Here is a 20,378-nt window from a genome sequence, read left to right on the forward strand (position 1 = left end):
GGGCGAATGAACGGAGAACCGCCACATGGGCGACTACGCCAAGGCGCTGGGGGCAAAGCTCCGCGCGATCCGCCAGCAGCAGGGCTTGTCTTTGCACGGCGTCGAGCAGAAGTCCGGCGGTCGCTGGAAGGCCGTGGTCGTCGGCTCGTACGAGCGCGGCGACCGCGCCGTGACCGTGCAGAAGCTCGCCGAGCTGGCCGACTTCTACGGCGTCCCGGTGGCCGAGCTGCTGCCGGAAGGTCGGGTTCCGTCCGGCGCGGAACCCGCCACGAAGATCGTCATCAACCTGGAACGGCTGCAACAGCTGCCGGCGGAGAAGGTCGGGCCGCTCGCGCGGTACGCGGCCACCATCCAGAGCCAGCGCGGCGACTACAACGGCAAGGTCCTGTCCATCCGGACCGAGGACCTGCGGTCGTTGGCGATCATCTACGACATGACGCCCGGCGAGCTGACCGAGCAGCTCATCGACTGGGGCGTGCTGCCTCCCGAGGCTCGTCCGGCCAAGGAGGACTGAGCACGCGGAAAAGGGCCACCCGGCGGTTCGCCAATGGGTGGCCCTTCCGACCTGTGACCTGCTCGTGGGCAGGCGCCGGGCGCGCGGCCGCGCGAGGTGCGGCCGCGGCGCGCGGCCGGGTGGCGCGTGGCTAGAGCACGGCCCGGAGCTGGTCGGCGATGACCGCGATCCGGCCGAGCACGCCGTTGACGAACCGCGGCGAGTCGTCCGTGGACAGGCCCTTGGCCAGCTCGACCGCCTCGTCGATCGCGACCGCGTCCGGCACGTCCGCGGCCCACAGCAGCTCGTAGAGCCCGATCCGCAGCACCGCGCGGTCGACCGCCGGCATGCGCTGCAGCGTCCACCCCTCCGCGTGCTCGGAGATCAGGTCGTCGATGCGCGCGCGGTGCGCCGTGACGCCTTCCACCAGGACGATCGTGTAGTCGTTCACCGGCGGCACGTCCGTCGAACCGACCCGGTCCGCGATCAGCGTCACCGGGTCGGCGCCCCGCAGGTCGGCCTCGTAGAGGACGTCCAGCGCGCGTTTGCGGGCCTTGCTCCGTGCGCCCATCTCAGCCGTTCACTCGACCCAGGTAACGGCCGTCGCGGGTGTCGACCTTGATCTTCTCGCCGGTGGTGACGAACAGCGGCACCTGGATCTCCGCGCCGGTCTCCAGCGTGGCGGGCTTGGTGCCGCCGGTGGAGCGGTCGCCCTGCAGACCCGGGTCGGTGTGCTGGATCACGAGCTCGACCGAGGTGGGGAGCTCGATGAACAGCGCGACGCCCTCGTGCATGGCGACGATCGCTTCCTGGTTCTCCAGCATGTAGTTCGCCGCGTCGCCGACCGTGTCGGCCGGGATGCTGATCTGGTCGTAGGTGTCGCCGTCCATGAAGACGAAGTCGGCGCCGTCCTTGTACAGGTAGGTCATGCCGCGCTTGTCGACGGTGGCCGTCTCGACCTTGGTGCCCGCGTTGAAGGTCCTGTCCACGACCTTGCCGGACATGACGTGCTTCAACGTGGTGCGCACGAAGGCGCCGCCCTTGCCCGGCTTCACGTGCTGGAACGCGGTGACGGTCCACAGCTGGCCGTCGAGGTTCAGCACCAGGCCGTTCTTCAGGTCGTTGGTGGTGGCCACGGTGGTGGGCTCTCCTGTTGCGTGAGTGGAGGACGACGTCGGCTTGGCCGACGAATCCGATTCGGGCGATCCGACTTCAGATGACCACGAGCTCCTTCGTGGTCAGGGTGAGGAGCTCCGGGGCGCCTTCGCGCACCACGAGCGTGTCCTCGATGCGGACACCACCCTTCCCGGCCAGGTACACACCGGGCTCGACGGTGACCGCCATGCCGGGCAAGAGTGTACCGTCACCCGCCTTCGACAGCGCTGGAGCCTCGTGGATCTGCAGGCCGACGCCGTGGCCGAGGCCGTGCAGGAACTCCTCGCCGTACCCGGCGTCCTCGATCACGCCGCGCGCCGCCGCGTCGACGTCCGAGACCCGCGCGCCGACCGCCAGCGCGGCCCGGCCCGCCGCCTGCGCGGCCGCGACGAGCTGGTGCAGCTCGCGCTGCCAGTCCGCGGCCCGGCCGACGACCAGGGTGCGGGTCATGTCGGAGTGGTAGCCGTCGACCAGCGCGCCGAAGTCCAGCTTCACGAAGTCGCCGTCGCGGACCGGGGCGTCGGTCGGCCGGTGGTGCGGCACCGCCGAGTTAGCGCCCGTCGCCACGATCGACTCGAACGACGGCCCGGCCGCGCCGTGGTCGAGCATCCGGCTCTCCAGCTCGCGGGCGATCTCCTTCTCGCTGCGGCCCGGCCGCAGGCCGCCGTGCTCGACGAGGCCGGCCAGCGCCCGGTCGGCCGCCGCGCACGCCATGCGCAGCGCCTCGACCTCGGCGTCGTCCTTGACCAGCCGCAGCCGTTCGACCAGGTCGGCGGCGCGCACCAGCTCGGCGCCGTCGGCGGCGGCGGTGAGCACGTCCAGGCCGTCCACGGTCACGTGGCGGCTCTCGAAGCCGACCCGGCCCGCGCCCGCCTTCGCGGCCCGCTCGACCAGCGCCGCGTCGCACGGCCGGTCGATGACCCGCCGCAGGTCCGGCACCTGCGCGGCGGCCTGCGTGAGGTAGCGGCCGTCGGTGCAGAACACCGTCGCGTCGTCGGAGTCCGCGTGCACGAGCAGCGCCGCGTTCGACCCGGTGAACCCGGTGAGGTAGCGGACGTTGAGCAGGTCGGTCACCAGCAGCGCGTCCAGCTCCCGGTCCCGGAGCGTGGCGCGCAGGGCGGCGCGGCGAGTGGAGTGCGGCATGCCAGCAGCCTAAGCCCCGGTCGACCGCCTGACCCTGCCACTCGATCGGGTGAACCGTGCTGAATCGTGCGACGGTTCGCGTGACGGATAGTGGGGACCTCGGCGGGCCCTGGGTGGGACCGCCGGACCGACTTAGGGTGGGGCGCATGCGCGCATGGCTGGTCCGAGGGTTGTGGCTGGGTCTGTTCCACGGCGGGGTGCAGACCGGCGCCTCGGCGGTGAGCGTCCACAGCCCCGACGCCGCCTCGTCGACCCGGTACATCGCGATCGGGCTGGTGGTCGTCATCGGCGTGCTGTGGGGCGCGTTGGACGCGTGGCGGCAGCTCGACGGGCGGGGCATGGTGTGGTTCGCCGCCGCGCTGGTGGCGGGCCCCCTGGCCGGGGTCGTGGGGGTGGCCGGCCGGTCGTGGGTGGACCAGACGGGGCTCGAGTCGCTCGGCCCGGCGCTGACCGGCGGCGCCGCGTTCACCGCGTTGCTGGTGATGGCGACGGCGGCGGTCGGGATGGGCGTCGGCAACGCCCTGCCCCAGCCGGACGACTCGCGCCGGCCCGACGGGTCGCGCTAGCGGTCGCGTGCCGGGGCCGGGGCCGGGGCCGGGGCCAGCGTCGACGTCGACGTCGACGTCCGGCTCAGCGGCGCAGTGCGCCGGCCTTCTCGTAGGAGTCCCACTCCTTCTTGGTGACCGAGGTGAGCTGCGACGAGTTCAGCGTGACGACCTCGATCGCGGCCTCGCCCCTGCCGAGCGCCCACAGCCGGCCCTCCAGCACCAGCCCGACCTGGCCGTCGGGTCCGCGCACCGCCTTCGCGCCCGCCGGGACCTCCGCCGCGACCGGCAGGTCGTCCACGACCGGCGGCCGGCGGTTCAGCACCCTGGTGGCGAGCCGGTCGGTCACCGAGCGGCGCTCCAGCCGCACCACTTCGCCGTCCAGCACGAGGTCCGTGGTGTTCGCGGGCGACGGCACGGCGTAACCGCGCAGCAGCGGCGCCGAGTCCTCGTGCGCGCAGCCGGGCACGTTCGCGAGGTCGAGCCCGAACTGGGTCAGGTCGGTCGGGGCCGCCGCCGCGCCGTCCAGGGTCGCGCGGACCACGTCCACCGCGATCCGGCCGCACGGGTCGTCGGCGTTCACCGGCGCGTGCCCGAGGGGCGTGCGGACCAGGCCGGGGCCTTCCCGCCAGGGGCCCGGGATGTGCACCTGGGGGTGCGGGTTCGCGGTGAACTCCTTGTTCCAGAAGGTCAACGTCGTGCCGTGCTCGGTCTCATGGGCGATGACGAACGCGTGCAGCGCGGCCACGTACATCCAGTCGGCGCTGAACGCGTCGACCACCGAGCGGGTCCGCTTCGACCGCGTGTCGGGCACCTGCTGGAAGCCGCCGGGCCCGAGGGCCTGCACGCCGGAGGCGAACGTCGGGTCCTTGGAGCGCAGCACGAACTGGCCCGCGCCGTTCCACCCGGCGGCCTCGCCGGTGGTGTCGGTGAACATCAGGTGGAACCAGCCGTCCACGACCACCACCGACGGCTGGCCCGCGCCGTAGGTGTTGTCCCGGACCTCGTCGTAGGACGGGCTCACGATCGGCTTGCCGCCGGCCGCGCGCGTCCACGTGGTGCCGTCCGGGCTGGTGGCGACCCCGATGGCGTTGCCGTTGGCGTGATCACCCGCCGCGCCGGTGTAGTAGAGGTAGTAGGTGTCGCCGACCTTGATCACCGACGGGTCGCAGGTGTGCACGCCGTCGAAGCCCGTGACGCTGCCGGACAGCACCGGGACGGCCTGCGCGCCGCCGGGGGCGGCGAACGGACCGGCCGCCGAGGCGCTCTCCGCGTAGAGCAGGTCGTCGCCGGGTGGCGCGGCCACCATGAGCTGGCTGCACCACCACATGCGGTGGCGGCCGCCCTCCAGCAGGATCGTCGGCCCGTAGTTGTACGGCGCGTCCCCGCCGTGCGCCACCACACCGCCGCTCTGCCGGCCCCGGTCGGCGGTCAGCGGCACCGGCTTGGGCGCCTGCTCGGCCGTGCCGCCCGGTGGATCGGACGTGGCGGCGCCGCTCGGCGCGGGGGACGAGCCGGACGCCGACCTCGATGCCACCCCTGGCGCCGACGCCGGTGCCGACGCCGGGTCGGCGACGCTCGGAGCGCAGGCCGCCAGCAGCGCGACGGCCATCGCGGCCCCGAGGAGCCTCACCGCTCCCACACCGGACCTGGACATGGCGGGACGGATCTCCACTTCTGTTTCCGGCGACCTGGTTCTGGCGACCTTCTGGTTCTGCGACGTCCGGACACCGGGACCACGGCCACGGCCCGGTCGCGGTCCAGTGTAGAGATCGACTCCCCCTGCCGAGTGTCAACCGGACGAGGCCACGAGCTCCACCTCAAAGCCGTCCGTGTTCTCCAGGTACGCGGCATAGTGATCGGGACCACCCGCGTGGGGATACCTGTCCGCGAACAACGGCACCCACCCGTGACCGGCCGCCGCCACCGCCAACCGATCGACCCCCGCCCGGCCGTCGACAACGCTGGTGCTCGACCCACCCCAGTTCGGTGAGCAACCAGCCGATGCTGTGCTCGGCGCGGCCCAGATCGGGCACCCACAACTCGACGTGGTGCAACCCCCAGCCACCATCCCCACCACCACCCGCCCGCCACCGTCCTCTGATGATCACCCGAAAGGGGCACGAGCGTCGGGGATGAATGGTAGGCCGGAATTTGTTGCCGGAAGAAAGAAGGTGTGGCACCCGGCCCCTGGTGCATGTGACGGCTGGTTCTGCCCGACCACCGCGCCGACCGAGCCGGGATCGACGCGACCGGGCCGACCACAGGGCGGTCGAGCGCGGGGCGGACGGGCGGATGGCCGGATCACGGTCGCCGGGTCGGTTCAGGGCTGGTGGTCAGCCCAGGGCGGATCGCTCGACGCGGTCGGCTGAGCGATTCGCCGGGGACGGTCGGGTCGGTGGGGCGGTCAGAGCAGGATGCTCCCGCCCGACTTCGGCTTCGGCTCGGACGCGACCGCGGAGTAGGCCGCGGCGATGAGCGCCGGGTCCGGGCCCTCCAGGCGACCGGGCTTGGCCAGGCCGTCCAGCACCACGAACCGCAGCACGCCCGAGCGGGTCTTCTTGTCCGACCGCATGCCCTCCAGGAGCTGGCCGAGCGCGTCCGGGTCGTAGCCGGTCGGCAGGCCGAGCGAGGTGAGGATCGAGCGGTGGCGGTCGGCGGTGGCGTCGTCCAGCCGGCCCGCCAGGCGGGCGAGTTCGGCGGCGAACACCAGGCCGACGCTGACCGCCGCGCCGTGCCGCCAGCGGTAGCGCTCGCGGCGTTCGATGGCGTGCGCGAGGGTGTGGCCGTAGTTCAGGATCTCCCGCAGGTCGGACTCGCGCAGGTCGGTCGAGACCACGTCGGCCTTGACCTGGATCTTGCGGCGGACCAGCTCCTCGATCACGTCGCCGGACGGGTCGAGGGCGGCTTCCGGGTCGGCTTCGATCAGGTCGAGGATCACCGGGTCGGCGATGAAGCCGCCCTTGACCACTTCGGCCATGCCGGCGACGAGTTCGTTGCGCGGCAACGTTTCCAGCGTGGTCAGGTCGACCATGACGGCGTCCGGCTCGTAGAACGTGCCGACGAGGTTCTTGCCCGCGTCGGTGTTGATGCCGGTCTTGCCGCCGACCGCGGCGTCCACCATGCCGAGCAGGGTGGTGGGCACGTGGACCAGCTTCACGCCGCGCATCCACGTGGAGGCGACGAACCCGGCCAGGTCGGTCACCGCGCCGCCGCCGAGGCTGACCACGACGTCCGTGCGGCCGAGGCCGATGCGGCCGAACACGTCCCAGCAGTACCCGGCGACCCGCAGGTCCTTGCCGTCCTCGGCGTCGGGGACCTCGACGCGGTGCGCGTCGATCCCGGCGGCCTCCAGCTCGCCGCGGACCGCTTCGGCGGTCTCCGCCAACGTCGGCGTGTGGACGATCGCCGCCCTCGCCGTGCCCTTCAGGGTCTCGACCAGGTCGCCGAGCAGGCCGCGGCCCACCACCACGTCGTACGGTCGTTCCGCGGCCACGCGGATCCGCACCGGCTCGCCCATCACCACTCCCCTCGTCGGGTCACCATTCGACCACGTCCGGTCCGAGCACGTCGCCGCCCCACACCCCGGCCAGCACCCCGGCCTGGTCCTTGATCGCGCGCCGGGCCGTGCCCTTGACCTTCGACCAGCCCGTGAGCTGGAACGTCACCGTCCGACCGCGGAACTCGTGCCGCCACGCGCCCACGACCCGGCCGTGCACGACGAGCGCGCCGGGGCTGCCGACGGGCCGCCACACCCGCTTGGCGACGTCCGGGTCGGCGACCAGGCGGCGCGGGCCGAGCAGGTACGGGTCGCGCGGGAACAGCAGCAGGCCGGCGGGCGGGTCGGGCGCAGGCGGCACGTCCTCGTGCGCCAGCAGCGGTTTGCCGTCGACCCGCACGGGACGCAGGTCGGGCCACGTGTCCTGAGGTCCCGCGCCGAGCCACTTCTCCGCGTCGGCCTTGGCGAACGGGCCGACGAGCCGCGCGTAGTCGCGCAGCAGGACCGGCTCGCCGGGGTCTTCGACGTCGGGTTTCCCGGTCGGGCGGCGGAACACGAGCTTCGCGCCCAGGTGTTCCAGTTCGACGCCCGCGAGGAGCGTGGCGAGGCGGAACACGTTCTCGATGACGTGGTGGGCGTCGCAGGTCGGGCAGTGCGGGGTGACGGCCTCGGGCAGCAGCGGGCTGATGGCGGCGGACAGCTCGCCCTTGGTGGCCGTGTCGCCGGGGAACTCGCGGTGCAGGACGTCGACGACGAGGTCGAGGTGCGCCAGGTCGGGTGTCGGGTGCGCGCCGCACCAGGCCGCCAGTTGCCGCGGGGTGCGTGGCCGGAGTTGGCGGCGCAGCGCGGGCAGGTCGTCGCGGCGGTGCAGGTGCGGTGCGCCGCGCAGGCTCAGCACGCGGACCAGGTCACGGGCGTCCACGGTGTCCTCGCGGCGGCCGCGCACGCCCAACGCCGCCGCGCCCGTCTTCGGCGGGCTGTCCACCACGCCCAGCGGCAGCACCGCGTCGGGGTCGTCGCCGTGCAGACCTTGCGCCGCGGCGCGGTGTGCGAGGACCTGCGCCCCGGTCAGGTCCACTCAGGTCCCTTGCGCCGGTCCCGTCGGGCGCAGCACGGCGTCGACCACCTGCTCCGGCGTGAGGTCGTCGGTGGTCACCTCGATCGTGGCGACCTCCCGGTACAGCGGCAGGCGCGCGTCCAGCAGGGACTTGAAGGTCGCGCGGGGGTTCACGCCCGCCAGCAGCGGCCGGGCGCTGGACATGCCGGTGCGCCGCACGCCCTCGGCCATGCCGACGTTCAGGAAGACCACGGTGTGCCCGGCGAGCCGGCCGCGGGTGGTCGCGGACAGCACCGCGCCGCCGCCGAGCGCCAGCACGCCGTCGTGGCTGTTCAGGCCTTCGGCGACGGCGTGTTCCTCCATCGCGCGGAACGCGGGCTCGCCGTCGTCGGTGAAGACGTCGGAGATCGGTTTGCCGGCGGTGGCGACGATGTCGTCGTCGGTGTCGCGGAAGGCGACGTCGAGGCGTTCGGCGAGCAGCCGGCCGACGGTCGTCTTGCCGGCTCCGGGTGGGCCGAGGACGACGAACCGGGGGCTCACAGGCCCTCCCAGCGGGCTTCCAGCGCCTCCAGGTAGGAGGCGACGTTGCGCTTGGTCTCGGCGATCGAGTCGCCGCCGAACTTCTCCAGCGCCGTCTCGGCCAGCACGAGGGCGACCACGGACTCCAGCACCACGCCCGCGCGCGGCACCGCGCACACGTCCGAGCGCTGGTGGATCGCCACCGCGGGCTCTCCGGTCCGGACGTCCACAGTGGACAGGGCGCGGGGCACCGTCGAGATCGGCTTCATGGCGACGCGGACGCGCAGCGGCTCGCCGTTGGTGATGCCGCCCTCCAGGCCGCCCGCCCGGTTGGAGCGCCGCGTGACGCCCTTCGGTCCCGGGCCGCGGTCGATCTCGTCGTGGGCTTCGCTGCCCCAGCGCTCGGCGGTGGTGAAGCCGTCGCCGATCTCCACGCCCTTCATCGCCTGCACGCCCATGAGCGCGCCGGCCAGCCGCGCGTCGAGGCGGCGGTCCCAGTGGACGTGCGAGCCGAGGCCCGGCGGCAGGCCGTAGACGATGACCTCGATCACGCCGCCGACCGTGTCACCCGCCTCCTTCACCGCCTCGACCTCGGCCACCATCGCCTCGGTGCCGCGGGCGTCGAAGGCCCGGACGGGGCTCGCGTCGACGGCGGCCAGGTCACCCGGGCCGGGCACGGGCGCGTCGGCGGGCGTCTTGGCCTTGCCGATGGAGACGACGTGGCTGATCACGTCCGCGTCGAAGACCTGCTTGAGGAAGTGGCGGGCGACGGTGCCCAGCGCGGTGCGGGCGGCGGTCTCGCGGGCGCTGGCGCGTTCCAGCACGGGGCGGGCCTCGTCGAAGCCGAACTTCTGCATGCCGGGCAGGTCGGCGTGGCCGGGACGTGGCCTGGTCAGCGCCTCGTTGCGGCCGGTGGGCTTGAGCTCGGACGGGTCGACCGGGTCGGCGGACATCACCTTCTGCCACTTGGGCCACTCGGTGTTCCCGATCCGGACGGCGACCGGGCCGCCCTGGGTGAGCCCGTGGCGGACACCGCCGAGGATCTCGACCTCGTCGGCCTCGAAGCCCATGCGCGGGCTCCGACCGAAGCCGAGCCGACGGCGCTCGAGTTGAGCGGTCAGGTCGGCAGTGGTGACCTCGACCCCGGCGACCATGCCTTCCAGCACGGCGACGAGGGCCGGTCCATGGGACTCCCCAGCGGTGATCCAGCGCAGCACGCCGCGATCCTTCCACAGTGTGAACGCGGGCCGGACGGCCAGGCCGGCGTGCTCCCGGCGTGTCCCGCCCAGTGGACGCCCAGCCGTCCTCCACCGCGGTCCGCGACGCTCCGACCAGGGCGTCCCCACGTGATCACGCGGGACAGCCCCGACGAATCGCCCGGGGAACGGCGAGGTCGGCCACGCCGCCGACCGCTGTCCCTCGTCCTGACCGACGGCGATGGCAACGCCCGCGCTCGGGTCATGGCCGGCGTCGCGTGGTCGGCCGGAGTGTCGGTGCCGGAACGTGGCGAGGTCTCAGGTGATCGGGGGTCGGCGACCAGGCAACCTGCCGTGCCGGAGACTCCGTGGGCGGTGCTGCGACCGCCGCGGCCCCGTCGCGGCCGGCCACAGCCCCATGGCCGACCGCCCCTACCTGCGACGATGCGGAATCAAGGCCACCGCCGACATCAGCGCCGTCGACATCTGGCGACGTCCGGCCGGACCACGGTCCAGCGGTGGCGTGCCATCGCCACCCCGCTCACCCGGCCGACACCGCGACCAGCCACGTCGCCGCCAGCAGACCCGGGCCGTGCGGTAAGCCGTCGCCACGCCACCACAGGCCCAGCACGAGCGTCACCGCGCTAGCCAGCACCGCGCCGAGGAGCAGCGCCGGCCAGGAGACCGAGGCCAGCACCGCGCCCAACGGCCCCGCCAGCTTCACGTCTCCCCCGCCCATCGACGACGGCGACAGCACGCGCACCAGCAGGTGGAAGCCGCCGAACAGCAGGCATCCCGCCAACGCGCGCCACAGGTCCGCCCCGGACAGCCACAGCGCGACCCCGACGGCCGGGTACGCGGGCAGCGTCAACGCGTCCGGCAGGCGGCGGTGGCGCAGGTCGGTCACGGTCAGCAGCACGCCGAGCCACGCCAGCAGCAGCGGCACGGGCAGCCAGTGCGGTGGCGCCAACGCCCAGGCCACGAACCACAACACCGCCGTCGGCGCGGCGCACCACAGCCAGCACACGTCCGCACCGCGAGGGAGGCGGCGGAGCAACCCGGCGCCCACCGCGCCGGCCAGGAATCCCGAGATGACCATGGGCCAAGCGTCGTCCCGGGAATGCCCGGGGCGCAACGAGAAGTGCGGGTGAATGGACCATTCACCCGCACTCGTCCCGTCAGCCCCGGACCGGGGTCAGCGCCGCCACGAGAACAGCGCGTCACCCGCCGCCACCGGACCGCCGGCCTGGTCCAGCAGCACCTCCGGCGCCGCGTCCAGCGCGATCACCGGGCAGATCGGCGCGAAGCCCGCCGCCTCCACCTCGGCCGGGTCCCACGTGACCACGGGCTGCCCCGCGCGCACCGCCTCGCCCTTGACCACGTGCAGCGTGAAGCCCTCGCCCTTGCGCTTCACCGTGTCGATCCCGAGGTGCACCAACACCGCCGCGCCCTCCGAAGTGGCCACGACGAACGCGTGCGGGTGCAGCGTCACCACGGTCCCGTCCACGGGGGACACCACGTCCGCCCGCACTCGCTCCGGCTCGACCGCCACCCCCGGACCGACCATGGCCTGCGCGAACACCTGGTCCGGCACCTCGGTCAACGGCACGACGCGCCCGCTGACCGGGCTGGTGACGCGCAGCGTCACAGCAGGTCCTCGATGTCGCTGGCGATCGTGTCGGCCTCGGGCCCCACGACCACCTGCACGACGTTGCCCGCCCGCATCACGCCGTGCGCGCCCAGGCCCTTCAACGCCTTCTCGTCCACCAGGGAGCCGTCTTCCAACTCACAGCGCAGGCGCGTGATGCACGGCTCGATCTCCACGATGTTGTCCGCGCCGCCGAGCGCGGCGAGGATCCCCGCCGCCTTGTCGTCCGCCACTTCACAGTCCTCTCTCGACACCTGCCCTGAGGGTGCCACCGCTCGGGCACGGTCCCGTAACGGCGGTTGACACCCGGTTGGCGCGCGGAGCATCCTCCCCGCACCAACTGGTCTAGACCGGAAAGTACCAATGCCGGTGTGGACGCGCGAGCACCGGGGAGGTGTCATGAGCCGGCACGAGATCGTCGACGGGCCCAAGCCCAAGCACGCCCAACTGCGCGACATCCTGCGGCGCATGGCCGAGCAGGAGCTCCCGCCGGGCTCGTCGATCCCGTCCGAGCGCGACCTCGCCGAGCAGTACGGTGTGTCCCGCATCACAGTACGCGCCGCCGTGGGGCAGCTCGTCACCGAGGGCCTGCTGACCAGGGCGAAGGGCCGCGGCACGTTCACCGCTCGCCGCCGCCTGGACGTCCAGCTGTACCTGGAGTCGTTCACCGACGACATGCGCCGCCGCGGCCTGACCCCCGCCACCGAGGTGCTGGCCTGCGCCGAGGAGGCGCCGTCACCCGAGGCGACCGCCGCGCTCGGCCTGCTGCCGCACGAACCGGCGTGCCGGCTCGTGCGGCTGCGCCGGGCGGACGGCGTGCCGCTGGCCGTCGAACGGGGCTGGTACAACCCGCGGGTCGTGCCGGACCTCGACCGGCACGACCTCACCACCTCGCTCTACACCCTCATCGCCGACGCGTACGGCGTCCAGCTCGACCACGCGGGCCAGACCGTGTGGGCCGAGGGCGCCGACCCCGAGACCGCGAAGCTGCTGGCCGTGCGGCCCGGCAGCCCGCTGCTCGTCTTCCGCCGGGTCTCGAGCTCACGAGGCAGGCCCGTCGAGGACATGACGTCCTGGTACCGGGGCGATCTCTACCAGGTGACCATGCAATTGGACCGGACCGTCCCGGGTTCCGGCCCGCACCACTCCGCCAAGGGAGGTACCCCATGAGCGCCAGCGCCCCACAGGCGACCGGCGGTCGTGAGATCAAGGGTCTGGCCGGGCTGCAGCGATTCGGCCGCAGCCTCATGCTGCCGATCGCCGCACTGCCCGTAGCCGCGCTCCTGCTACGACTCGGCCAGGACGACATCCTCGGCAAGGACTGGCTGGGCTGGAACGCCGTGGCCGGCGTCATCGGCGGAGCGGGCAACGCCCTGTTCGCCAACCTGCCGCTGCTGTTCGCCGTCGGTGTCGCCATCGGCTTCGCCCGGCGCGGCGACGGTTCCACCGCGCTGGCCGCCGTGGTCGGCTTCGTGGTGACCGAGGCCGTGTTCAAGGCGATGTCGCCGCTCGTGCTGCCGCTGCCCGCGGACGCGGCGGCGGACGCCAAGCAGGAGATGATCAACTACTCGGTGCTGACCGGCATCGTGGTCGGGTTGATCGCCGCGGTGCTGTGGCAGCGGTACCACCGCATCAAGCTGCCCGCCTACCTGGCGTTCTTCGGCGGCCGGCGGTTCGTGCCGATCCTCGTGGCGGGCGTGATGATCCCGGTCGCGGTCGTCATGGGCCTGGTCTACCCGTGGTTCGACGCGGGCCTGACCTCGGTCGGCGAGGCGATCTCCGGCAGCACGATCATCGGCGCGGGCATCTACGGCACCATCAACCGCCTGCTGCTCCCGCTGGGCCTGCACCACATCCCGAACACGTTCATGTGGCAGGTCTTCGGCGAGTACGAGGGCAAGACCGGCGACATCCAGCGGTTCTTCGCGGGCGACCCGTCCGCGGGCACGTTCATGACGGGCTTCTTCCCGATCTTCATGTTCGCGCTCCCGGCGGCGGCGCTGGCCATCGTGCACACCGCGCGCCCCACGCAGAAGAAGGTCATCGCGGGCATCATGGGCTCGGCGGCGCTGACCTCGTTCATCACGGGTGTGACCGAACCGCTCGAGTTCGCGTTCATGTTCGTGGCGTGGCCGCTGTACGTGATCCACGCGGTGCTCACCGGCACGTCGCTGGCCATCAGCAACGCGCTCGACATCCACAGCGGGTTCGGGTTCTCCGCGGGCGCCATCGACTACGCCCTCAACTTCAACATCTCGACCAAGCCCCTGCTGATCCTGGTGCTGGGCGTGATCTACGCGGCCATCTACTACTTCCTGTTCCGCTTCGTCATCACCAAGTGGAACCTGAGGACGCCGGGCCGCAGCGAGGACGAGGACCCGGAGGCCGACCCGAGCATCGTCGAGGACGGTGACCGGGGTCGTCGGGCCGGGAAGCGCGACAAGGAAGGCCGGTCGGACGCGACGGCGTCCTGACGGCGGACGAGAAGGAACGAGAGGACGGGTCATGCCTGAGCGACGGGTCACCGTGGCGAGCAAGGTCGGACTGCACGCGCGCCCTGCCGCACTGCTGGCGAAGGCGGCGGCCGGGCAGCCGGTGAAGGTCACCATCCGCAAGGACGACGGCCAACCGGTCGAGGCGGCGAGCGTGCTGGGTCTGATGACGCTCGGCGCGATGCACGGCGACGAGGTCGTCCTGGCCGCGGACGGCGACGGCGCGGACGCCGCGCTGGAGGCGATCGCGGAGATCATCGCCACCGACCTCGACGAGGGCTGATCCCCTCAGCACGACGACCGGGCCCTGCTCGCACCCTCGCGCGAGCAGGGCCTCGGCGTGTGCTGAGCGTTCAACTCGGGTGTTCCGAACGTAGGACTCACGCGTTCCGAACGTAGGACACACGCGTTCCGAACGTAGGACTCACGCGTTCTGGATGTAGGACTCGCGCGGGTCAGAGAGGGAGGGGGAGGAGGTCGCCGGTGGCGGCGCGGAGGGCGGCGCGCATCGCCTCGCGCGGCGCGGGCAGGCCCGTGAACTGCTCGGACTGGCCGAAGGCCTGGTGCAGGAGCATGTCCAGGCCGGTGGCGAGGGTGCGGCCCCGGCGCCGCACGGCGTGGGCCAGCGGCGTCGGCCACGGGTGGTAGATGACGTCCAGCACGCACGGCGCCCCGGCCAACGCGTCGGCGACCGGCTCGGTCGCCTCCGGCGGCACGGTGCTGACCAGCACGTCCGAGGCCGACGCCAGGGCGGCGAAGTCGGCGGTGTCCCAGGTGACGACGTCCAGCGCCAGGCCCAGGCGGGACGCGCACGACTCCGCCTCCGCCGCCCGGCTCGCCGAGCGGACCACCAGCGTCACCGCGCGCACGCCGACGGACGCCAGCGCCACCAGGGCCGCGGTCGCCGTGCCGCCCGCGCCCAGCAGCACCGCGCGCGAGCCGGACGTGAAGCCGCACGAAGCACGCAGCGCGCCGAGGACGCCGTCCACGTCGGTGTTGTCCGCACGCCACCCGCCGTCGACCGGCACCAGCGTGTTCGCGGCCCCCACCCGCACGGCCCGCGACGTCGCCGACGTGGCCACCGCCAGTGCCGCGCGCTTGTCCGGCATCGTCACCGACAGACCCGCCCACGCCTGGTCCAGGCCCGCGACCAGGGACGGCACCTCCTCGGCCACGCACTCGACGCGCGTGTACTCCCAGCCGGTCAGGCCCAGCGCCGTGAACGCGGCGTTGTGCAGCACCGGGGACAGCGAGTGCGCCACCGGCGAGCCGATGACCGCCGCGCGTCGAGGCTGGACCGCGGTCAGAAGACGCCCCTCTCGCGAGCGTCGTCCGAGACGACCAGGTGCTCGTCGTAGGTGTTCGTGAAGCACGACGTGCCGTCCTTCTCGCACTTCACGAAGTACATCCACGGCCCGTCCTCGGGCGTGATCGCGGCCGTGATCGCCTCCCGGCCGGGCGAGCCGATCGGGGTGGGCGGCGGACCCTGCACCTGGTAGGTGTTGTACGGCCCGGACGCCTCGCGGTCCTCGTCGCTGGTGGTGATGATCGGCCGGTCCAGCTTGTAGTTGACCGTGGAGTCCAGCTCCAGCTTCTGCGGCTTCGCGAGCCGGCTGTAGATCACCCGCGAGATCTTGCCGAAGTCCTTGGTCAGGCCTTCCTTCTCGATCAGGGACGCGATGACCAGCACCTCGTAGGGCCGGAAACCCGTCTTGCCCGTGCCGGACGGGATGCCGTAGCCCTGCAACCGCGTGAGGGACGTGGCGAGCACGCTCTTGAGCAGCTCGACCGCGTCCGCGCCCGGCTTGAGGTGGTACAGGCCCGGCACGATGAGACCTTCGAGGCGGTTCGACTTCGGCGCGGCGAGGACGTCGGGCAGCGCCCAGTCCGGCAGGCCGAGCGCGGCCGGGTCGGCGTTGTCCGCCGCGTCGCGCAGCTGCGCCGGCGTCACGCACTGCTTGGCGCCGCCCAGCTCGACGCAGGAGGCGTCCGACAGCAGCGACAGGATGCCCTTGGTGACCTTGCCGTCGGGGGCGGTGATGTCGTGCAGCACGTAGCCGCCCTTGACCTCCAGCGGCACGACCTTCGCCGCCGGGTCCACCATCCGGGCCACCGCGGCCTCGCCGGACATCTTGGTCTTCATCAGGTAGAACCCGGGCTGGATCGCGGTGACCCGCGAGTCGCCGGCGCCCGCCTCGGTGAACGCGCGCGAGCTCGCCACCACGCCCTGCTCCTTGAGCGTGGTCGCGATGGTGGTGACGAGGTCGCCGTCCTTGACCTCGACCACCACGTCCGCCTCGCCCGCGCCCGCGAAGTCGTCGTACGAGCCGATGCCGCTCAACGTGCGGTAGCCGTAGTACGCGCCGACGCCGCCGCCGGTGAGCACCAGCGCCACGACGACCCACAGGATCGTCCGCTTGCGCCTGCGCTTGGCGCGGCGGGCCGCGGCGTCGCTCCTGCCGCGTGCGACCCGCTCGTCGTGGCGGGTCTCTGGATCGGTGAACAACCCGAGGTCGTCGTTCACGAGCCGTCCTTAGCTCCGGGGGCCCGCTCCGCGTCGGATCGAGCCACTTGTCGCGCCCGTGCGTCCAGCCAGGACTGCAGGATCTCGACAGCGGCAGCCTGGTCGACGACGGCGCGTTGCTTCTTGCCGCGCACCCCGCGCTCGGCGAGCACCCGGCTCGCCGTGACGGTGGTCAGCCGCTCATCGGTGAGCCGCACCGGAACCGGTGCGACGCGCTCGGCCAACGCCGCAGCGTACGCCGACGCCGCCTCGGCCGCCGGCCCGTGCCTGCCCGCCAAGGTGCGCGGCAGCCCGACCACGACCTCCACCACGTCGTGCTCGGTGACGAGTCCGGCCAGGTCACGCAGGTCCCCGCCGGTCTTCGCGTCACGCGCCAGGGTGACCAGCGGCGTGGCGAGGAACGCGCCCGGATCGCTCAGCGCCACCCCGACGCGCACCGCGCCGACGTCGACGCCCAGCCTCCGGCCGAGGCCGGGGTCGTCGACGCCGGGGCGGTCGGCGGAGGTCAATGCGCCCTCACCGGGAGGAAGCACTTCGGCCGGCTTCGAGGGCGCGGTCCACCTCGGTCCGCAGGGCGGCGACGGCCTCGTCGACGCCGGCCGGGTTCGTGCCGCCGCCCTGGGCGAGGTCCGGCTTGCCGCCGCCGCGGCCGCCGACGGCCGGGGCGAAGGCCGGCACCAGCTTGCCGGCGGCGAGACCCAGGTCACGGGCGGCGGACGTGGTGGCGACCACGAAGCTGACCTTGTCGCCGTCCGGGGCGAACAGGCCGACCACGCCCGGCTTGTCACCGAGCCGGTTGCGCACCTCGCCGGCGATGGTCCGCACGTCGGCGCCCGACGTGCCCTCGGGCAGCCGCAGGGCCACCAGGGACACGCCGCGCACGTCCAGGGCCTGCTCGGCCAGGGAGCCGGCGTTGGCCACGAGCTGGGCGGCCCGGACCTTCTCCAGCTCCTTCTCGGCCACCCGCAGCCGCTCCACCAGGGCCTCGACCCGGGCGGGCACCTCGGCGTCGGGCACCTTCAGCATGGCGGCGACGTTCTGCACCAGGGCCCGCTCCTGGGCCAGGTACTTGAAGGCCTCGATGCCGACGTAGGCCTCCAGGCGGCGCACGCCGGAGCCGACGGACGACTCGCCGATCACCGTGATGGGGCCGATCTGGGACGAGTGCTCGACGTGCGTGCCACCGCACAGCTCGCGCGACCACGGCCCGCCGATCTCGACCACGCGCACGGTCTCGTCGTAGGTCTCGCCGAACAGGGCGACGGCGCCCATCTCCTGGGCGCCACCCATGTCGGTGTAGACGACCTGCACCGGGAGGTCCTTGCGGACGGCCAGGTTGGAGACCTCTTCGATCTCGCTGCGGGCCTCTTCGGACAGGCCGCCGGTCCAGGCGAAGTCCAGCCGCAGGTAGCCCGGCTTGTTGTACGAGCCGCTCTGCAGGGCCGACGGGCCGAGCACCTGCCGCAGGGCGGCGTGCACGACGTGCGTGCCCGAGTGGCCCTGGCGGGCGCCCACGCGCCACTCCGGGTCGACCCTGGCCTCGACGTGCTCGCCCTCGGCGATCTCGCCGCTGACCACGCGCACCTGGTGCACCCACAGCTTGCGGGCGACCTTCTGGACGTCCACGACCTCCAGCTCGGCGTCGGCCGTGACGATCGTGCCGGCGTCGCTCTCCTGGCCGCCGGACTCGGCGTACAGCGGGGTGCGGTCGAGCACGACCTCGACGATGTCGCCCTCGCGGGCCGACTTCACCCGCTTGCCGCCGCTGACGATGCCGCGCAGGGTGGCCTCGCTGGCCAGCTCGGTGTAGCCGGTGAACTCGGTGGCGCCGAGCTCCAGCAGCTCCCGGTACACGGTCTGGTCGCCGTGGCCGGTCTTCTTGCCGGCGGCGTCGGCCTTGGCGCGGGCGCGCTGCTCGGCCATCAGCTTGCGGAACCCGTCCTCGTCCACGGTCAGGCCGGCCTCGGCGGCCATCTCCAGGGTGAGGTCGAACGGGAAGCCGTAGGTGTCGTGCAGCTGGAAGGCCTTGTCACCGGGCAGCGTGGCGCGGCCGTCGGCCTTGACCTGCCCGGCGGCGGTCTCGAAGATCCGCGACCCGGCGTCGAGCGTGCGCAGGAACGTGTCCTCCTCGGCCTTGAGGACCTGCTGGATGCGGGCGAAGCCGGAGACCAGCTCGGGGTAGGAGGGGCCCATGGCGTCGCGCACGACCTCGGCGAACCGCACCAGCACCGGCTCGGTGACGCCGAGCAGGCGGGCCGAGCGGACGATGCGGCGCAGCAGGCGGCGCAGCACGTAGCCGCGGGCCTCGTTGCCGGGGGTGACGCCGTCGCCGACCAGCAGCACGCCGCTGCGGGCGTGGTCGGCGATGACGCGGAAGCGCACGTCGTCGGTGGCGTCGGCGCCGTACTGGCGACCGGAGAGCTGCTCGGCCTTGGTGATCACGGTGCGGACGAGGTCGGTCTCGTAGACGTTGTCGACGTCCTGCAGCAGCATGGCGACGCGCTCGACGCCCATGCCGGTGTCGATGTTCTTGTCGGGCAGCTCGCCGAGGATCGGGTAGTCCCTCTTGGCGCCGCCCTCGCCGCGGACGTTCTGCATGAAGACCAGGTTCCAGATCTCCAGGTACCGGTCCTCGTCGACGACCGGGCCGCCCTCCTCGCCGAAGGCGGGGCCGCGGTCGTAGTAGATCTCCGAGCACGGGCCGCACGGGCCGGGCACGCCCATCGACCAGTAGTTGTCCTCGATGTCGCGGCGCTGGATGCGCTCGGGCGGCAGCCCGGCGACCTTCTGCCACAGGCCGGCGGCCTCGTCGTCGTCCAGGTAGACGGTCACCCAGATGCGCTCGGGGTCCAGGCCGTAGCCGCCGTCGGCCTGCGGCCTGGTGACCAGGTCCCAGGCCAGCCGGATGGCGTCTTCCTTGAAGTAGTCGCCGAAGGAGAAGTTGCCGGCCATCTGGAAGAACGTGTTGTGCCGGGTGGTCTTGCCGACCTCGTCGATGTCCGGCGTGCGCACGCACTTCTGGATGCTCGTCATCCGCGGGGCGGGCGGCGGGGCCTCGCCGAGGAAGTACGGCTTGAACGGCACCATGCCGGCGTTGACGAACAGCAGGTTCGGGTCGTCGAGCAGGAGGGAGGCGCTGGGCACGTACTTGTGGCCGGCGTTCTCGAAGTGCTCGCGGAAGCGCTTGATGATCTCGTGGGTCTGCACGGTGAAGTCCTTCGGGAGTGTGGAAGCGACGTCGGCCTGGCCGACGGTCGGGCGTGGGCGCGGTGAGGCGAACGAACGACCTACTTGGCGTCGTTCGCCCCGCGCGCTCGCCGACCCGGCGTGAAGCCCGTCTGACGTTCCACGGTGTCCTGCAACTCCTGTTCGCGCTCCGACATTCCGGCGCGCACCTCGGCGCCGAACGAGCCGAGGGCGCCGGCCAGCTCGCGCAGGCCCTGGCCGACGTTCTCGCCGATGCCCGCGGGCGTGGCGGCGTGCGCGGCCTGACCCGCCTTGCGGGTGGCGAAGACGCCGGCGGCGATGCCGAGCCCGAACCAGAACAGCCGCCTCATCGCCTGCCCCTGCGTCGAGTGTGCTTGCTGGAGATCTCCTTGGTCGCGCGCCGGGCGCGGATGGCCTTGCTCACGCCGTAGGACAGCGCGGCGGCCTTGACCAGCGGACCGCCCAGCGTGGCGGTGAACAGCGAGGTGAGCGCGGAGACGTTGCCGGTGACCGCGCGGGCGTTGGCGGTGATCCCGTCCACCCGCTCCAACTGCGTGTTCACGTGCGTGATCGTCGTGTTCGCGCCGGTGAAGAGCGGGTCGCTGTTCTGGTGCGCCTTGCGGATGGCGATCGTGGCCTCGTCCAGCGTCCGGCCCAGCTTGATCAACGGGATCGCCAGCAGCAGCACAAGCAGCACGAACGCGCCGGCGGCGACCAGCGCGGCGATCTGCCCTGGCGACACGGATCCTCCTGGTGGATTGCACGGCTCAAGGTGGTGGCCAAGGTTACCGCGACCGCGCCGGGGCCTCCGAACGAGATCGGGGCACGGGTGTGCCACCTGGTGGGACGCCTGCCCAAGACCCCCCATTTGGCGTCGATTCGATCGTGGTCGCGGCGGCT

Annotated in this window: 22 protein-coding genes and 1 pseudogene; 5 read left to right on the forward strand and 18 right to left on the reverse strand. The window is 72.7% G+C overall.

Going from position 1 to position 20,378, the window contains the following annotated elements; all coding sequences use genetic code 11:
- Positions 1-25: 25 nt before the first annotated feature.
- Positions 26-514, forward strand: coding sequence for a transcriptional regulator BldD (bldD, locus tag IOD16_RS25545; protein WP_015103676.1), 489 nt, complete (start codon positions 26-28; stop codon positions 512-514).
- 130 nt (positions 515-644) lie between these two features.
- Here the strand turns inward: bldD and nusB are convergent, their stop codons facing one another.
- The 3 genes from nusB to IOD16_RS25560 all read right to left on the reverse strand — a co-directional run bounded on the left by nusB (position 645) and on the right by IOD16_RS25560 (position 2,791).
- Entirely contained in the window at positions 645-1,064 is a 420-nt protein-coding gene (gene nusB, locus IOD16_RS25550; protein WP_123746565.1) for a transcription antitermination factor NusB, read from the reverse strand.
- Position 1,065: 1 nt separating this feature from the next.
- Complete coding sequence (gene efp, locus IOD16_RS25555; RefSeq protein WP_123746564.1) at positions 1,066-1,629, reverse strand: elongation factor P; 564 nt, start codon at positions 1,627-1,629, stop codon at positions 1,066-1,068.
- Positions 1,630-1,705: 76 nt separating this feature from the next.
- Positions 1,706-2,791 (reverse strand): M24 family metallopeptidase, encoded by a 1,086-nt coding sequence (locus IOD16_RS25560; RefSeq protein WP_123746563.1) that lies wholly within the window; start codon positions 2,789-2,791, stop codon positions 1,706-1,708.
- A gap of 146 nt (positions 2,792-2,937) precedes the next feature.
- Here IOD16_RS25560 and IOD16_RS25565 point away from each other — a divergent pair, with 146 nt between their 5' ends.
- Positions 2,938-3,357, forward strand: coding sequence for a B-4DMT family transporter (locus tag IOD16_RS25565; protein ID WP_201436444.1), 420 nt, complete (start codon positions 2,938-2,940; stop codon positions 3,355-3,357).
- A 64-nt stretch (positions 3,358-3,421) separates the two neighbouring features.
- On the opposite strand, the gene IOD16_RS25570 is transcribed toward IOD16_RS25565, so the two are convergent.
- The 9 genes and pseudogenes from IOD16_RS25570 to IOD16_RS25605 all read right to left on the reverse strand — a co-directional run bounded on the left by IOD16_RS25570 (position 3,422) and on the right by IOD16_RS25605 (position 11,488).
- Positions 3,422-4,969 carry a beta-xylosidase gene (locus IOD16_RS25570; RefSeq protein ID WP_236594377.1) on the reverse strand — a complete coding sequence of 516 codons (1,548 nt, stop codon included), beginning with the start codon at positions 4,967-4,969 and terminating at the stop codon, positions 3,422-3,424.
- 159 nt (positions 4,970-5,128) lie between these two features.
- Positions 5,129-5,390 (reverse strand): annotated as a pseudogene (locus tag IOD16_RS41330) (GNAT family N-acetyltransferase); the annotation flags it as partial.
- Positions 5,391-5,743: 353 nt separating this feature from the next.
- The gene (gene aroB, locus IOD16_RS25575; RefSeq protein WP_123748497.1) at positions 5,744-6,856 is read right to left on the reverse strand and encodes a 3-dehydroquinate synthase; all 1,113 of its coding nucleotides are present in this window, start codon (positions 6,854-6,856) and stop codon (positions 5,744-5,746) included.
- Between the two features lie 19 nt (positions 6,857-6,875).
- Positions 6,876-7,913, reverse strand: a complete 1,038-nt coding sequence (locus tag IOD16_RS25580) for a DNA glycosylase AlkZ-like family protein (protein ID WP_201436446.1) — start codon at positions 7,911-7,913, stop codon at positions 6,876-6,878.
- Positions 7,914-8,432, reverse strand: a complete 519-nt coding sequence (locus tag IOD16_RS25585) for a shikimate kinase (RefSeq protein WP_201436447.1) — start codon at positions 8,430-8,432, stop codon at positions 7,914-7,916.
- Positions 8,429-9,628, reverse strand: a complete 1,200-nt coding sequence (aroC, locus tag IOD16_RS25590) for a chorismate synthase (protein WP_123746558.1) — start codon at positions 9,626-9,628, stop codon at positions 8,429-8,431. The genes IOD16_RS25585 and aroC overlap by 4 nt, the downstream gene beginning before the upstream one ends.
- Before the next feature lie 520 nt (positions 9,629-10,148).
- Entirely contained in the window at positions 10,149-10,706 is a 558-nt protein-coding gene (locus IOD16_RS25595) for a prepilin peptidase (protein WP_201436448.1), read from the reverse strand.
- A gap of 96 nt (positions 10,707-10,802) precedes the next feature.
- Positions 10,803-11,255, reverse strand: coding sequence for a PTS sugar transporter subunit IIA (locus IOD16_RS25600; RefSeq protein ID WP_201436449.1), 453 nt, complete (start codon positions 11,253-11,255; stop codon positions 10,803-10,805).
- A complete protein-coding gene (locus IOD16_RS25605; RefSeq protein ID WP_123746555.1) occupies positions 11,252-11,488 on the reverse strand; it encodes a glucose PTS transporter subunit EIIB in 237 nt (78 codons plus the stop codon). The genes IOD16_RS25600 and IOD16_RS25605 overlap by 4 nt, the downstream gene beginning before the upstream one ends.
- 166 nt (positions 11,489-11,654) lie before the next feature.
- Between IOD16_RS25605 and IOD16_RS25610 the strand changes: the two genes are divergently transcribed.
- The 3 genes from IOD16_RS25610 to IOD16_RS25620 are packed head-to-tail and all read left to right on the forward strand — an operon-like array spanning position 11,655 to position 14,030.
- The gene (locus IOD16_RS25610) at positions 11,655-12,425 is read left to right on the forward strand and encodes a GntR family transcriptional regulator (RefSeq protein ID WP_123746554.1); all 771 of its coding nucleotides are present in this window, start codon (positions 11,655-11,657) and stop codon (positions 12,423-12,425) included.
- Positions 12,422-13,729 (forward strand): PTS transporter subunit EIIC, encoded by a 1,308-nt coding sequence (locus IOD16_RS25615; protein WP_123746553.1) that lies wholly within the window; start codon positions 12,422-12,424, stop codon positions 13,727-13,729. The genes IOD16_RS25610 and IOD16_RS25615 overlap by 4 nt, the downstream gene beginning before the upstream one ends.
- Positions 13,730-13,760: 31 nt before the next feature.
- Positions 13,761-14,030: an HPr family phosphocarrier protein gene (locus IOD16_RS25620; protein WP_123746552.1), complete on the forward strand. Its 270-nt coding sequence runs from the start codon at positions 13,761-13,763 to the stop codon at positions 14,028-14,030.
- 172 nt (positions 14,031-14,202) lie between these two features.
- Here IOD16_RS25620 and IOD16_RS25625 read toward each other — a convergent pair whose 3' ends face one another.
- The 6 genes from IOD16_RS25625 to IOD16_RS25650 form a co-directional block, all read right to left on the reverse strand.
- A complete protein-coding gene (locus IOD16_RS25625) occupies positions 14,203-15,054 on the reverse strand; it encodes a shikimate dehydrogenase (protein ID WP_201441569.1) in 852 nt (283 codons plus the stop codon).
- Positions 15,051-16,271: an endolytic transglycosylase MltG gene (gene mltG / locus IOD16_RS25630; protein WP_201436450.1), complete on the reverse strand. Its 1,221-nt coding sequence runs from the start codon at positions 16,269-16,271 to the stop codon at positions 15,051-15,053. The genes IOD16_RS25625 and mltG overlap by 4 nt, the downstream gene beginning before the upstream one ends.
- A complete protein-coding gene (gene ruvX / locus IOD16_RS25635; protein ID WP_123746550.1) occupies positions 16,268-16,780 on the reverse strand; it encodes a Holliday junction resolvase RuvX in 513 nt (170 codons plus the stop codon). Before ruvX ends, mltG begins: the two co-directional genes overlap by 4 nt.
- A gap of 7 nt (positions 16,781-16,787) precedes the next feature.
- Positions 16,788-19,478, reverse strand: coding sequence for an alanine--tRNA ligase (gene alaS / locus IOD16_RS25640; RefSeq protein WP_201436451.1), 2,691 nt, complete (start codon positions 19,476-19,478; stop codon positions 16,788-16,790).
- An 80-nt stretch (positions 19,479-19,558) separates the two neighbouring features.
- Positions 19,559-19,828, reverse strand: coding sequence for a hypothetical protein (locus tag IOD16_RS25645; protein ID WP_123746548.1), 270 nt, complete (start codon positions 19,826-19,828; stop codon positions 19,559-19,561).
- Complete coding sequence (locus tag IOD16_RS25650; protein WP_123746547.1) at positions 19,825-20,220, reverse strand: DUF948 domain-containing protein; 396 nt, start codon at positions 20,218-20,220, stop codon at positions 19,825-19,827. Before IOD16_RS25650 ends, IOD16_RS25645 begins: the two co-directional genes overlap by 4 nt.
- Positions 20,221-20,378 lie beyond the last annotated feature (158 nt).

The sequence above is a fragment of the Saccharothrix sp. 6-C genome, assembly GCF_016695385.1.
GTDB lineage: Bacteria > Actinomycetota > Actinomycetes > Mycobacteriales > Pseudonocardiaceae > Actinosynnema > Actinosynnema texasense.

Excerpts from the sequence above, each read along its gene's own strand:
- IOD16_RS25645 (WP_123746548.1), bottom strand. The coding sequence starts at position 19,828 with ATGAGGCGGCTGTTCTGGTTCGGGCTCGGCATCGCCGCCGGCGTCTTC.
- IOD16_RS25560 (WP_123746563.1), bottom strand. The coding sequence starts at position 2,791 with ATGCCGCACTCCACTCGCCGCGCCGCCCTGCGCGCCACGCTCCGGGAC.
- IOD16_RS25620 (WP_123746552.1), top strand. The coding sequence starts at position 13,761 with ATGCCTGAGCGACGGGTCACCGTGGCGAGCAAGGTCGGACTGCACGCG.
- IOD16_RS25615 (WP_123746553.1), top strand. The coding sequence starts at position 12,422 with ATGAGCGCCAGCGCCCCACAGGCGACCGGCGGTCGTGAGATCAAGGGT.
- aroB (WP_123748497.1), bottom strand. The coding sequence starts at position 6,856 with ATGGGCGAGCCGGTGCGGATCCGCGTGGCCGCGGAACGACCGTACGAC.
- IOD16_RS25595 (WP_201436448.1), bottom strand. The coding sequence starts at position 10,706 with ATGGTCATCTCGGGATTCCTGGCCGGCGCGGTGGGCGCCGGGTTGCTC.
- bldD (WP_015103676.1), top strand. The coding sequence starts at position 26 with ATGGGCGACTACGCCAAGGCGCTGGGGGCAAAGCTCCGCGCGATCCGC.
- IOD16_RS25565 (WP_201436444.1), top strand. The coding sequence starts at position 2,938 with ATGCGCGCATGGCTGGTCCGAGGGTTGTGGCTGGGTCTGTTCCACGGC.
- nusB (WP_123746565.1), bottom strand. The coding sequence starts at position 1,064 with ATGGGCGCACGGAGCAAGGCCCGCAAACGCGCGCTGGACGTCCTCTAC.
- IOD16_RS25610 (WP_123746554.1), top strand. The coding sequence starts at position 11,655 with ATGAGCCGGCACGAGATCGTCGACGGGCCCAAGCCCAAGCACGCCCAA.